The sequence below is a fragment of the Bradyrhizobium sp. WSM1253 genome (genome assembly GCF_000244935.1).
Lineage (GTDB): Bacteria > Pseudomonadota > Alphaproteobacteria > Rhizobiales > Xanthobacteraceae > Bradyrhizobium > Bradyrhizobium canariense.
This window is the reverse complement of the sequence record NZ_JH600073.1, coordinates 5910388-5923890: the sequence shown is the minus strand read 5'-3', so window position 1 is coordinate 5923890 and position 13503 is coordinate 5910388. Positions and strand designations below refer to the sequence as shown.

At 63.0% G+C, this 13503-nt stretch carries 10 protein-coding genes and 1 pseudogene; 2 read left to right on the top strand and 9 right to left on the bottom strand.

Going from position 1 to position 13503, the window contains the following annotated elements; genetic code table 11:
• Positions 1-218: 218 nt before the first annotated feature.
• Positions 219-497 (bottom strand): DNA -binding domain-containing protein, encoded by a 279-nt coding sequence (locus BRA1253DRAFT_RS42010; RefSeq protein ID WP_007600283.1) that lies wholly within the window; start codon positions 495-497, stop codon positions 219-221.
• Between the two features lie 107 nt (positions 498-604).
• On the opposite strand from BRA1253DRAFT_RS42010, the gene BRA1253DRAFT_RS29040 reads away from it, so the two are divergent.
• Positions 605-886: a helix-turn-helix domain-containing protein gene (locus BRA1253DRAFT_RS29040; protein ID WP_007600282.1), complete on the top strand. Its 282-nt coding sequence runs from the start codon at positions 605-607 to the stop codon at positions 884-886.
• 160 nt (positions 887-1046) lie between these two features.
• On the opposite strand, the gene BRA1253DRAFT_RS29035 is transcribed toward BRA1253DRAFT_RS29040, so the two are convergent.
• Positions 1047-1367, bottom strand: a complete 321-nt coding sequence (locus BRA1253DRAFT_RS29035) for a DUF736 domain-containing protein (protein ID WP_007600281.1) — start codon at positions 1365-1367, stop codon at positions 1047-1049.
• Between the two features lie 406 nt (positions 1368-1773).
• On the opposite strand from BRA1253DRAFT_RS29035, the gene BRA1253DRAFT_RS45515 reads away from it, so the two are divergent.
• Positions 1774-1899 carry a DUF736 family protein gene (locus BRA1253DRAFT_RS45515; protein WP_245285986.1) on the top strand — a complete coding sequence of 42 codons (126 nt, stop codon included), beginning with the start codon at positions 1774-1776 and terminating at the stop codon, positions 1897-1899.
• A gap of 13 nt (positions 1900-1912) precedes the next feature.
• Here the strand turns inward: BRA1253DRAFT_RS45515 and BRA1253DRAFT_RS29030 are convergent, their stop codons facing one another.
• From BRA1253DRAFT_RS29030 to BRA1253DRAFT_RS45510, 7 genes and pseudogenes are all read right to left on the bottom strand, one after another.
• Positions 1913-2395 (bottom strand): hypothetical protein, encoded by a 483-nt coding sequence (locus BRA1253DRAFT_RS29030; protein ID WP_007600280.1) that lies wholly within the window; start codon positions 2393-2395, stop codon positions 1913-1915.
• A 141-nt stretch (positions 2396-2536) separates the two neighbouring features.
• The gene (locus tag BRA1253DRAFT_RS29025; RefSeq protein WP_007600275.1) at positions 2537-3460 is read right to left on the bottom strand and encodes a DUF2493 domain-containing protein; all 924 of its coding nucleotides are present in this window, start codon (positions 3458-3460) and stop codon (positions 2537-2539) included.
• 328 nt (positions 3461-3788) lie between these two features.
• On the bottom strand, positions 3789-4850 hold the full coding sequence (locus tag BRA1253DRAFT_RS29020; protein WP_007600274.1) for a toprim domain-containing protein: 1062 nt from the start codon (positions 4848-4850) through the stop codon (positions 3789-3791).
• Positions 4850-9169, bottom strand: coding sequence for a strawberry notch-like NTP hydrolase domain-containing protein (locus tag BRA1253DRAFT_RS29015; RefSeq protein ID WP_007600272.1), 4320 nt, complete (start codon positions 9167-9169; stop codon positions 4850-4852). The genes BRA1253DRAFT_RS29020 and BRA1253DRAFT_RS29015 overlap by 1 nt, the downstream gene beginning before the upstream one ends.
• 185 nt (positions 9170-9354) lie before the next feature.
• Complete coding sequence (locus BRA1253DRAFT_RS29010; RefSeq protein WP_007600271.1) at positions 9355-11472, bottom strand: ParB/RepB/Spo0J family partition protein; 2118 nt, start codon at positions 11470-11472, stop codon at positions 9355-9357.
• A gap of 108 nt (positions 11473-11580) precedes the next feature.
• The gene (locus BRA1253DRAFT_RS29005) at positions 11581-12537 is read right to left on the bottom strand and encodes an ArdC family protein (RefSeq protein WP_007600269.1); all 957 of its coding nucleotides are present in this window, start codon (positions 12535-12537) and stop codon (positions 11581-11583) included.
• 711 nt (positions 12538-13248) lie between these two features.
• Positions 13249-13503: pseudogene (locus BRA1253DRAFT_RS45510) on the bottom strand (IS110 family transposase); the annotation flags it as partial.

Here is a 13503-nt window from a genome sequence, read left to right as displayed (position 1 = left end):
CTCGCCCGACCTGATAGCGTGCTGATACGCCTCTGGTGAGCGCCAGTCGAACTCGGACATTGCTGTGATCCCCTGCTGTAAGACGATTGTGGCGCAATGTCTATGAAGCTTGGGATTGTTGGGGAAGTCGCCAATTATGCATTGCGTGATGCCTGCAGGCGATCACGCGTCAGCGGGGAAATCTGTTCTCAAGTGCGAATTCTTCATGACAGATTTTGCTATTTAGGCGCGCCGCCGCGAAGCAAGTCACGGTAACCGTGGTCTGCCATCCATTTTGCGCGGGCCAGGTGACTATCAAACGCATTGCGGGCGCGAGCAAGTTCGCGATCCGGATCGATGTGCAACACGATCCGGGTCACTTCTTTCCAATCCGCGCCATCGGCTTCGGCATCAAGAAGTCGCCAGTACGTCACGAGATGCTGCTCGTCATAGGTCGTCAACACCGGCTCATGCGGCGCGACATCCGCGACATCGGGATCTAACGGTGGCTTCGTCATGTAGGCTTATGCGCGCACTTCGCTAATCTGCACTGTAAGCGAAACTTACCAAAATAGATCGGTTATAGCCAGTGGTTTGATGGTCTGCCTAATGGCTGTTTGAGCGCATGAAAGCTCGTGCGCTCGTTGCCTGGAATGTGCGCCGGATCCGCGTGGATCGCGGTATTCCGCAAGAGCAGCTGGCCTACGACGCCGGGATCGACCGCTCATATATGAGCGGCCTCGAGCGGCAATCTGAGAATCCGACAATTGATCTTCTCGACCGGCTCGCCGAGACGCTGGGCGTTCATTTATCTGAATTCTTTGTTCAGCCACCCAAGGGAGCGGCGACACCCAAGACGTTGCCTAAAGGTCGCAAGTCACCGCGTCTAGGTTCCAAGAAGCAATAGCATTGGGCGAGTTCAAGCCACGCGGACAAGCGCCATGTAAGTGCCTGTCCTAAACTCGAAAATCAACTCGACCAGGCCGGTCCAGCTGCCGCTTTGCTCAGTCGGCTTTCCCCCAAGAGGGAGCCCCGCCCGAGGTCGTCGGGCGGGGCGATAATGAGCCTCACTCTCCATTCTTGCGGGGCCGCGACCAGAGCAAGGTGTAGCCTTCGCCGCCTTCTTCATCGAACAGGTTCGCGTAAATCGGCGCGTTGAACGAGGGGTCGTCGAGCTTGAGCGAGAGGTAGTCGCGTCCCTCTTCGGAGCGCTTCGACCACGCTGCCCCGATCTCCGCCCGGCCCACATAGATGCGGTGGCTGGGAGCGTTGTCGTTGGAGCGGTTGATCTCGGCGACGATGCGGACGCCCTTGGCCTGCAGGCTCAGGGTGATGATCTCGCCCTGGAAATCGTTGCCGACCTTCTTGAAGGAACCGATGTTAGCCATGTCTCTTCTCCTTTTGTGTTTCGAGCCCGCGACCACCGCGGCCTCGATGGCGATCTAGAGGCCGAAGACGATCGGCGACGCACCCGCTCGCGGGCCGCAGCGCAGCGGAGGACGTCGTTGTGGCGACTTTCTTGTCTCGCGAGGAATGGGCGAAGCCAGGGGAAGAAAGTCGCAGCAACGGCGTTGCGGCTCAGACGATCGAGGCGCAGCCGGTCTTCGGCCAGATCAAGCCATCAAGGAGGCCACGTGGTCCGCGTGCTGAACCGCAATCTCAAGGAGAAGACTGGCGAATCTCGGTTGTGCTGAACAAGGGGTTGGTACGGTTCGGCGCAGAAAGAGAAACAATCCGCCGCAAAGGGCGGTATCGTCCCGGAACGAACGCAGCGCGCCGCTCCACCGCAGCTATGTGGGCCAGACAGAGACCGGTACGGCTTGCTTAAAGCGCCCCGAGGAGGAACGCGGTTACTTCTCGCTCAAGCTCGACGACCCCTCGTTCAACGTGACGCCCTGTGCCGTCTTGCTCGACGGATGATGGCGACGAAGCCTCACCGCTCGTGTGCGGCGGCTGTGAGAACAGGTTCGGGCGCATTCTCCACCAGCCCGCCCGACTCCAACGGGCGGGTCTCCGCGAAAACGATCAAGCGCGTCCATGCCGTGCCGCCGATGCAAACCGCACCTCCGCAAGCGAAGGCCTCGCGCCAAGCCAGCGAAGGCACTCCGATCTGCGACAGGGCAAACACCACATGATATCCAGCGATTGCCGCAGGGAGTGCGAATGCAGTTGCGATCGCGACGCGCAAGGTCAAAGACCGACTAGCGGCGACGGCGACCTGACCAGCGCCAAGCGTCAGCGCGCCAGAAGCAATTCCGATAAGCAGTGCGCCGAAGACGCCCGCGCCATTACGAAATGCCAACATCGCGACACTGAGTCCAACGAAGAATGGCAAGGCATACACAGCGAGCGCAAAGACCGCCCAGCAGAACAATCCGATGCCAAGTGTGTTGAGAACAAGCCCAAGCGCGAGCATGGTGGTGGCTCCATATGCATGGATCTATCAGCCGCGCCTTCCACCACCACCACGGCGCAACTTTCGATATGGAGTCGAAACGAGGCGGAGTTGCGGCGTGCAACTCCGGCTTGGTTGTCTCGATGTCAAGCGCGACGGCGCTCACGCGCCGCCGAACCTCCACACGGGGATGCCGAGCCGCTTCGCCTTGTCTGCGAGGTTGTCCTGGATTCCCGTGCCCGGGAAATGCATGACGCCGATCGGCAGAAGCTCGAGCAACGCATCGTTGCGCTTGAACGGCGCCGCCTTGGCGTGTTTAGTCCAATCGGGCTTGAAGGCGATCTGTGGTACCTTCCGGCTCGTCGCCCATTTCGAGGCGATCAGTTCAGCGCCTTTCGGGGAGCCGCCATGCAGGAGGACCATGTCGGGATGCTTGGCATGTACCTTGTCGAGCCGATCCCAGATCAGGTGGTGGTCGTTGAAGTCGAACCCACCGGTGAGTGCGATTTTCGGCCCTGGTGGCAACATGACCTCAGTCTCGGAACGACGCTTGGCGGCGATGAAGTCGCGGGAGTCGATCATTGCCGCGGTGAGCGTTCGGTGATTGACCAATGATCCCGACCGAGGACGCCAAGCTGAGCCGGTGTTGACCTCAAATCGCTCGATGGCCTGATCCCGGAACAGTTCCAGGCAATTGCGGCGCTCGATCAGCGTGATGCCTTCGGCCGTCAGGCGCTCGAGTTCGACCGATCGCACTTCCGAGCCGTTCTGCTCGCGTTGGCTTTTGTGCTGCGCCTGCTCGTTGTCATCGAGTTGGCGTTCGATGCGATCAACGGCACGGCGGAACAGGTTCACGGTCGACCAGAGCAGATCGTCGAGGTCCGGCTCGAGCCGCGTGTCGTTCAAGGTCGCAACCATGGCATCGAAGATATCGGCCACGGCGCCGGCGATCATTTTGCCCTCCGGAAGGGGTCTTGGATCGGGCTGGTCGTCGAAGGGGCGGTAGCCGAAGAGCTGCAATTCGGTGAGGACGTGGTCGGTTGGGGAAGAGGCATGCGGCGGTTCGATGTCGTCATGGTCGGTCATGGGAAGAGGTCCTTTGCCGGATCGGCTGCGACCATCGCGGCCTTCGTGGCGATCCTCTGACGGCAGGAGGAACGGGCCAGAACCCGAAAGGGCCGCAGCGGCAGCGGAGGATGGCGGAGGCCGGCTATTTTGCTTCGCGATGCAAAGCGCGCTGCCAAACGCATGATGTGTCTTCACATCGCTGGCGCGCGGCGGAAAATAGCCGGACGCAGCCATTGCCGGCCCGGGCCGCTTGCCGTCCGATCGCCCTCTAGAAGGCCGAGGTCGCGTCCTCTTCCGACAATGGCCTCACCGCGACCGACTTGTCGACGGAAATCAAAGCACCCGTTTATTCCGCGGCTAGCGTCGAGAAATGCAGGAAGCGGACGACATCCTCTGGTGCGAGTTGGAGCCGCAACTCTGCTCGGAGGGCCTCGAGCCCAAAGATGTGCAGATCTTCGTTGAAATCGCCCAGCCGCGGCGACAGCGCGATGGCTTCAATGCCGGCGTCTGCTGCGCGCTGGGTGAGAATCGCCTGTACGGCATCTCCGGCAGCATCGTCATCGCGCGCGATATAGAGCCGACGCAGGCTCGAGGGCAGCAACATGGCCGAGAGGTGATTGGCCGATAGGGCAGCCGCCATCGGCATGCTCGGCAGCACGTAACGCAACGAAAGCATAGTTTCGATACCCTCGCCGGCAGCGAGCACATCGTCCACCACGCCGAAGCGAACCGCGTTGCCGAGGAGATCACCCATCGCGCGTCGTGGCGTATCGATCGGAGCTTTGCCAAGCCGAATGCGATCAAAGCCGTCCGGATCAAGCCAGGTGCGGTGCACGCCGGTGATCCTGCCTTTGAGGTCCGTGACGCAGGCGATCATCGCCGGCCAGGTCTCGGTCGGCAGGCGTTCATCGGGCCGATAGTAGCAGCGCGGATGGAAACGCAGAGTGCCACCATGGTGCACGCGGGCTATGCCGCGACGCTGCAAATATGCCTCGGCCACGGTCCCCTCGATCGGGCCGGATATCGCAAAGAGCCGACGGGCTGCCTCTTGCGATCCGGCCGGTACTGCCGGACCAACAGTCCTTCGGACGAGCTCCGGTTCATCGCGGGGCAGTTTCAAAAAGCGTCTTGCCTCCTCGGCGACTTCGCGGAAGTCGCGCAGTCCCAGGCTTTCGCGGATGATGTCGAGGAGATCGCCATGCTCTCCTGTTGCGGCATCGGTCCACTTGCCCGCCGGCCCCTTCGGCGACTCCTTAAGTCGCACAAACAACGAGCGGCCGGCGGTGTTGTGGACGTCGCCGACCACCCAGTACCGGCCCGCCCGCTTGCCATTGGAGAGATAGTGTCGGCACACCGCCTCGGCCTCGCGCGCGAGGCGGCGTGCTAGGTCGGAGGCTTCGCGCGGCATCAGGCGGCCTCCCGCTCACTGATGCGCGCGACCGGATAGTGGTCGAGCACTTTCGACAGGATCTCGACACCGCTCGCATCCGTAGGCACGAACATGCGCAGCTTCCAGGAAATGATCTCGCCGAAGAGGCCGTATACCCGCAAGCGGTCGCGCATCGTGTCGTTGAACCCAGACAGTTCGATGCGGTAAGCGCCCATTACGCGGACGCGGCGAAATTGGAGCCCTTCCGCAAGCTCGAGGACGGTCCGTCCCTCCATGAGCGCGGCAAAGGCAGCGTCCGGCGTCAACGCCGGCGCGTCAGCCGCAAGGACATTCGCGACCCAGGTAGCCGAGACCTTGCGGCCGATGATCCGCTCGCCCGCATCGGTCTGAAACCGATAGACCCGTGTCGACTCGTTCGGCAGCTGCTTCCAGATGGGCAGCAGCAAGCCGGCCACGATGTGGATCGTGCCTTCCGTGAACTCTGGGATCTCGGCAAGCTCCGCCAGCCAGGCCGTAGCAAAACGTTCGCGATCCGCTTCGATCCAGTGGCTCTCCGCCAACATATTCAGGGGGATCGTATGCTGCTCCATCGGCCGGATCAGGCGGACGCGCCGTTCGATCTCGCCGTCGTCAAGCATGAAGCTCGGGGCGGGGACCTGCACGGCGGCTCGTCCCGAGCGCTCATTGAACAGCAGGGCGGCGTTGCGATCGGAGGCACGAGCAAGCGCATCATCCAGATCCACAGGATGGTTGCTCAGGCGCTGGATGATCGTGAGAAGTCGGGTCTCGGCGCCAGTGCCCGGATGGACGTAGATCGTCCGCCGATCGGTGACGACAAAGCTCGCGGCGCGGAGCGTTTCCAGCCCGACGTCATAGGTGCCCGACGCAATCGCGCCTTCGGTCCGCGCCGTCAATAGCTGCTCGAAGACGCCGAACAGGATATTCTGAAGCTCGATCGTGAGCGCCAGTAACCTGTTCAGGAAAGTCGTGATCGGCGGGAGGTCATCCCTGAGCCCATTGGTGTCGGTCAGCTTCAGACCGGTCGCATCTTCGAAGCTCTCGAGCGAGCAGCCGTCGACCTTGCCCCGCGCCAGCAGGTTATAAAGTTGGCGCAACGCGTCACGGCCGTAATGGCTTTCGAGATTGTCCTCCGGCCGGAACAGGCCCTGCCCTCCGGTCTGGCGCTGGCCGCGCGTGATGGCGCCCAACGTGTCGAGCCGGCGGGCGATGGTGCTGAGAAACCGCTTTTCGGCCTTCACGTCGGTCGCGATGGGACGAAACAGCGGCGGCTGCGCCTGGTTGGTCCGGTTGGTCCGGCCGAGCCCCTGGATCACGGCGTCCGCCTTCCAGCCTGGCTCGAGCAGATAGTGAACCCGCAGGCGACGATTCCGCGCCGACAGCTCGGCATGGTAGCTCCTCCCCGTCCCGCCCGCGTCGGAGAACACGAGGATCCGCTTGACGTCATCCATGAACGCCGAGGTCTCGGCGAGGTTGGCCGAACCAGTTCGGTTTTCAACGACCAGCCGCCCGCCCTTGCGAATGATGCGGCGCGAGCGGCCTGTGACCTCCGCGACCATGTCGGTGCCGAAGCGCTGGACGATCTGATCGAGCGCCCCAGGCACCGGCGGCAGCGAGGCGAGTTTCTCGATCAGGCGGTCGCGGCGAGTGACGGCCTCCCGGCTCTCGACCGGTTGGCCGTCACGGTAGACAGGCCGGGAGCAGAGATTGCCTTCCTGGTCGGTGAAGGGCTCGTAGAGCTGGACTGGAAAGGAATGGGCGAGATAGTCAAGGACATTCTCGCGCGGCGTGATGTCGACCTGGACGTCGCCCCATTCTTCGGTCGGGATATCGGCGAGCCGGCGCTCCATCAGCGCCTCGCCGGTCGAAACGATCTGGATGACGGCGGCATGGCCGGCGTCGAGATCGCACTCGATCGAGCTGATCAACGACGGCGTCTTCATCGAGGTCAGGAGATGGCCAAAGAAGCGCTGCTTCGCGCTTTCGAAAGCGGAGCGAGCGGCCGATTTGGCCTGGCCGTTCAACGTGCCGGTCTCGCCGGTGATGTTGGCGGCCCGCATCGCGGCATCGAGGTTGTTATGGATGACGCTGAACGCGCCAGCATAAGCATCATAGATGCGAACCTGCTCGGGCGTGAGCTGGTGCTCAACGAGCTCGTACGCGACGCCCTCGTAAGATAGAGACCTCGCCGCGTAGAGACCGAGCGCCTTTAGGTCACGGGCGAGCACTTCCATGGCCGCGACACCGCCTTCCTCGATCGCCTCGACGAACTCGGCGCGGGTGGCGAACGGGAAATCGGCGCCGCCCCATAAGCCCAGCCGCTGGGCGTAAGCCAGATTGTGCACGGTCGTGGCGCCCGTCGCCGACACATACACAACGCGGGCATTCGGCAACGCGTGCTGGAGCCTGAGCCCTGCGCGCCCCTGCTGAGACGCCGCCTGATCGCCACGCTCGCCCTTCTGGCCTGCCGCGTTCTGCATGGCGTGGCTCTCGTCGAAGACGATCACTCCGTCGAAGTCGGAGCCCAACCATTCGCCGATCTGTTGCACACGCGAAAGCTTCTCGCCGCGCTCATCGGTACGCAGCGTAGCGTAGGTGGTAAAAAGGATGCCTTCCGAAAGCCGGATCGGCGTGCCCTGCCGGAAACGTGACAGCGGCGTCACCAGCAACCGCTCCATGCCGAGCGCGGACCAATCGCGCTGCGCGTCTTCGATCAACTTGTCGGATTTGCTGATCCAGACGGCACGGCGCCGCCCCTTGAACCAGTTATCGAGCAGGATGCCGGCGACCTGCCGCCCCTTGCCCGCGCCGGTGCCGTCGCCCAAAAACCAGCCGCGGCGAAAACTCACGGCATTCTCTGCGTCGTCGCGCGCGGCCGCCACCACGTCAAAGGTCGCATCGACCGTCCAGGAGCCCGCAAGAAATTCGTAATGCGCCTCGCCTGCATAGATGACGCTTTCAAGTTGGGCGTCGGACAGGATGCCATCCGCCACGACATTGGCCGGCAGATGTAGCCGGTGCGACGGCTTCGGCGGCGCGACGGAGGCCATCGCGGCAGACTGCACGAGTTTCGTCGGATGCGCATGCGCGTCCGGAATATGGATCGCCTGCAATGCGTATTCCTCATAAAGCGCGTCGGTCAGTCGGGCGCCTTCCGGAGGCGACCATTCGACTGTCTCGTAGGAAAGTTCTACGCCTTCTGGCGCTCCGCTTCCGGAAGTGGAGGATGGGCGTGGCGCAGAAGCGCCGACCGATCGTGACATCGGCGGGCGCCTAATGACGTCGACCACGATCGGCGTGACAACAGGCAGCCTCGGAGGCACATGCTGGCTTACCCAGTCGAGCAAGGTGGCGACATCGCTCGCCATGCCCGGTGAAGCGGGAAGGACGTTCGGGTCTGCGGCGGGCTGCTTGTCGATCACAAGCAGTCGTGTGTCAGTCTGCGTTCCGTGCTTGGCGTAAACGGCCCCGTCGATGGCGGCAGAAAACACCACCCGCCCGCGTTCCTGAAGACGAACAAAGGCGTCTCGCCAAGCGAGGTTGTCCGGCCTAAGGCTCGCGCCGGTAATGGCGACCAGACGCCCACCGTCGCAAAGACGGGCCAAGGCAGAAGCGATGTGCCGGAGCGCCGCATCCGCCATTCGTCGATCGACATTCACCAATGCGGAGAAAGGCGGGTTCATCAGGACGACGCTCGGTGCGACGCCCGCATCGAGGTGATCATCGATCTGGGCGGCGTCGAACCGCGTGACCTTGACGTTGAGGAACAGATCGAGCAAGGCCGCGCGGGGCTCAGCCAGCTCGTTCAATATCAGGGCCCCGCCGGCGAGCTCGGCAAAGATGGCGAGCAAGCCGGTCCCCGCGGAGGGCTCCAAAACCCGATCAGACGGCGTGATGCCGGCCGCGGTGCATGCGGCAAGCCCCAACGGGATCGGGGTGGAGAATTGTTGAAGGGCCTGGCTGTCCTCGGAGCGCCGCGTGTGGGTGGGAAGAAGACTGGCGAGCCTCGTGGGCATCGGCAGCATCGCGACCGGCGAGCCTGCCTTGGTCCGGATGGCCGGGCCGAACTTGCGAAGGAATAGAACGGTTGCCGCCTCGCAGACATCGTAGGCGGTCTTCAAGTTCCAGATGCCAGTGGCGTCGGAAGCGCCGAAGGCAGCTTCCATCGCGCTACGCAGGACAGCGGCATCGATGCGACGGCCGCGCTCGAGATCGGTCGTGAGCTGTCGGGCGGCCCGGACGGCGGCTGAGGTGAAAGTTGCAGCGGCACGCATCGAGAGCGGCGCGGCGGCAGCGCCGCCGGCGGGAGATTCGGTCATGACAGGGTTTCTTTTCGGAGAGCAGGAATGGGTCGAACCATCAGGCGCTCTCCTCAAGACCCGACAGCTCAAACCCTTCCCGGCCCCGCTCTCCCTCTCAGCCCTCGTCCAAAAGAATGGGGACCGGCGCTGCACGCCGGTCCCCAAGCAATTGTGGAACGACGGGAGCTATCCCGTTCTAGATGTCACTCAGCCGCGTCGAGCTGTTGCGGATCATCGTCGCTCGCGTTGTCCCGATCCTCGTCCTCACCGAGAAATTCGGGCAGCGCGCCCGCTTCACTCTCCTGCTCCCCTGACGCCGCATCGGGATCGACGAGACGCAGCGGCTCCGGCAACCAGCCCGAGCCATCGAGAAGACGCTCGGCCTCCTTGGCCATGTCGGCCTTCTTCAGGTGGTCGATCAATTGCGCGGACGATTCGCCTCTTGCTTCCCGCACCGCCTCCAGAATGCGCGGCTTGGTGACCCGGCCGAGATAGTTGTCGACGGTGGGCTTCCACCCCGCCTGAACCATGTCGAGGCCGATGGCACGTGCCAGCACATCAGCCTGGCCGAGCCGGGAGCCGACGCCGTGGGCGGAGACGCGACCCTGATTGTAGCGGTTAGCCGGCTCATAGACGGCGTTGACCGCAAACGAGGCGCAGTGCGCGAACAGGGATGCCTGCGCACCGCCATCGAGGGCCGTGAGGGCATTCCAAAGATCGTTCTCGCTATCCGGCAGTCTTGCTTTCCAGGACTCATGCCGCGCCTCGACGGCCTTCGCGGACGCGCTTTCCCTCAAGCCAGGTGCTTGAGCCGGAAAGGTCGGCGTGCGAAGTCCGATCTCAAGGCAGCTCCCGGACGATGCGAACCGGTAAAAGGCCGTCAGCACGAAGTTGTGCAGCACCGCCTGGAACGCAATCGCCGGATTTTCCGCCAGCGCATCCCGCAATGCCAGCGTGCGATGCGCCGTCAGTTCGGTGATGAGCCGATCCGGCAGCGGTTTAGTCGCGTCCTCATCATCCTCTTCCGTATCAGTAGCGCCGCCAGCCACCGCGATGACCCTGCGCTGGACGGAAGTACCAGCCGCCGTCCCCTCGATCGACTGGGTGTCGGCGCCCTGCCCGACATCAGGATCGTGTGCCGACAAATCGTCCTCCGGCCGGACGTAACCCCGATCCACCGAGAGGCGGCCTTCGGAATCGATGCAGACGAAGACGCCAGCGCGGACGATCTCGGCCGGATCGTAAATCATCGGCCGGTCTTCGAACGCGGCGAGTGCCGTCTCGATTTCGCCGAGACGCTGCTCGACCTCATCGGGCAACTCGTCGGCATCCTGATAATCGGATTCAAGCCTGGCTTGCTCGGCGTTGAGGGCGTCGATGGTGGCCTGCTCCTCTGGTGAGAGATCGACCGATTTGCCCTCCAGCTCACGAAGGCCATCGGCGTGGCCGTAGGGGAATTCGACGGCGACCGAAATCCACTTCCAGCCTTCGGCTGCAATCGGCTCGGCTTCGGCTTTGAGCTTTTCTGTCACGAGACGGTCGAGCAAAGCAACGTCCTGAAGCCAGCCGCCATCATCGTGCTCGAACAGATCTCGCAAAACGCCGCCACCAGCCTGCTCGTAAGCATCAAGCCCAATGAATTGAACGCGGCGATCGGACGCGCGCACGGCATTTTCCGTGAGCATTCGCCGGATCTGATAGGGCTCGTCATAGCCGGACCGGCTGACGTTGTCCCAGACCTGCTCCTGCCTGGCGTGGTCGGCTGTAACAGAAAAGGCCATGAGTTGCTCGAGAGTCATGCCGTCATCGGCATAGAGGTCGTGGAGCTTTGGCGACACGGATGCCAGCCGGAGCCGTTGCTTCACGACGGCCGGTGTGACGAAGTGCCGGGCAGCGATATCCTCGTCGGATAATCCGGCGCCACTCAAGGTCTGGAAGGCTCGGAACTGATCGAGCGGGTGCAGCCCTATCCGCTCGTCATTCTCTGCAAGCGAATCGTCTTCAGCGATGCCCCCCTCGCGCACGACACAAGGAACGGCCTGCGTCTTCGCCATGCGCTTCTGCTTTACGAGAAGTTCCAGCGCGCGATAACGCCTGCCGCCGGCCGGCACCTCGAACATGCCGGTCTCATTGCCTTCGGCGTCCACAACCGCCCGCACATTGAGACTCTGCAGGAGCGTACGCTGCGCGATGCTTTCGGCGAGTTGTTCGATGGAAATGCCCGCATTCACATGCCGGACGTTGGACTGGCTCAGGACCAACTTGTTGAACGGAATATCACGTGAGGGGGACAGCGTGATCTTTTGGACAGCCTTCGTCATATCGATTCTCCACGACGGGCGGCCGGGAGCCTCTCTCTCGACCTCCAACCCGTCGCGGAAAACGACCCTGCCCTCTCACTCTCGTGCTCGCGGTGACGGAGGAGAATCTCACGCCGCTTCCTGGTCCGCTCTCTCGGTTGTCATGCCGACAGTCACTTCCGGCAGGAAGCCAAGGAGATAATCCGCAACCTTGCTGGCCTGCGAAGCAGCCCGCACGATCGCGCGATTATCCTCTCGCAACACGTCAAGCCAGGAGCCGATGTAGTCGGCGTGCCGCACCGTCGGCACGATGCCGAGCGAAGCGCAACTGAACGCCGACGATATCTCCGCGATGAGCTCCTCGAAGGCATACTTCCTGGTACCGTAGGCGCCTGAAAGGTCACGGTTGAGACGCGCAGGATGGCCGCTGGCATGTGCCAATTCATGCAGGGCCGTTCGATGCCAATTGGTCGGTTCGAAATAGGCTTGCGGAGGCGGCACCTGCACATAATCTTCCGTCGGCGCATAAAAGGCGCGGTTGCCGCCGATGCGGAAGTCGATGCCGGTCGCCCTGATCAGGTATTCGACCTGCGGCTCGATCAGGCCTGGCGGCGGAGGCGGCGCCGTCGTCGCGATCTCTGGAGGCAAGCCGTCGCATTGATCACAGTTAAAGACGGTAAAGCGCTTGAGGAACGGAATGGGCTGCGCTTCCTCACCGTTCTCACTCGCGCGGCGCTTTTCCTTGGCCGGCACAAACCGATCGGCGTAGACCACGGTGGTGCCGCGCTCGCCCTTGCGGACGTGACCACCGAGCGACAGCGCCTGACGGAATGTAAGCCAGCTCTGACCTGTGAATGCGCGCTCAGTGGCTGCTCCCCAGAGAATCAGAACATTGATGCCGCTATATTGACGGCCGCTCGCGGCGCTTTTCGGCATGGCCAAAGGCGCCTTCGCCGCCGCGATACCCCAAGGCTGCACCCACGGCACTCGGCCAGCCTCCAGCTCGGCGATGATCTTGTTGGTGATGTCGTCATAAAGGCTTGTCCGGTCCTCACCGGTGCGCGCCCGAGGATAATGTCTGGACATCGCGGATCTCCGCGACGGGGACCGCGAGCCTCTCTCGCAGCCTGTAACCCGTCACGGTAAAACCCCGCCGGCACTCTGACTCTCGCCCCTACCTCTGAGAATGCGAAATCTGCGACGCAGCCCGCCTTCCATCGGGTGTTCCTGGGAATTGCGTTGAGCTACGTGGGGCCGCAGGCCCGACCAGGCGTGCGCCAGGGGCGCATCGCCCCAACGGAATGGCACCCGGAGAGCGTGAGCATAGCGACCCGAAGGGGCACGCGGGTCCGAGTGCAGCGACGAGATCGGTTTAATAGCGGCACCCGGGAACGGGGCAGTGATAGCGGTCGCCGCAGGCGAGCCCCTTTTCCGAGTGCCCCCGGCGAGGAGCTCCGCATCCGCTTGCGCGAGGGATCGAAGCCGGATGGCCGAGACGCAAAGCGGCTCGGTTCATATGTGGACGGCCCCCGACTTGCAAGGATTGGCTCGGGCAGCATGCTCGGATCGCTTGCGCTCATATGTCCGGCCTATTATCGGGTCTTGCGACCACTGGCCAAGATGGGCTTCGCGGACAGTGAGCTCCAAACACGAGAGCGGCATTTGCTGCCGGTAAACCGAGCGGAGTGTCTCACATGACCGGCTCGCGCCGAACGTACCACCTCTTCCTTTCCTGCAAGTTCCGGCCCCAGCGTCAGATCTGCCCGTCTGACGCCAAGCTCTTTTTGTCGTTCAAGTCTATGTCGGCGTTGGCATCGGTACGGCGCTCGCAGGCCGGTACCGTTCGCCGCTGACCATCAGTTTCCAAGCAATCCGCGCCAGCTTGTTTGCTAACGCTATCGCCACCAGCTTTGGCGGCTTGCGAGCGATCATGTCTTTCAGCCAGGACCAAGGGCGACTCCCGCGTCGTCGCATATCCGCGATCACTGCCGTCGCGCCAGCTACCAAAACGGTTCGCAACATGCCGTCGCCGGCGCGGGTGATGACCCCGAG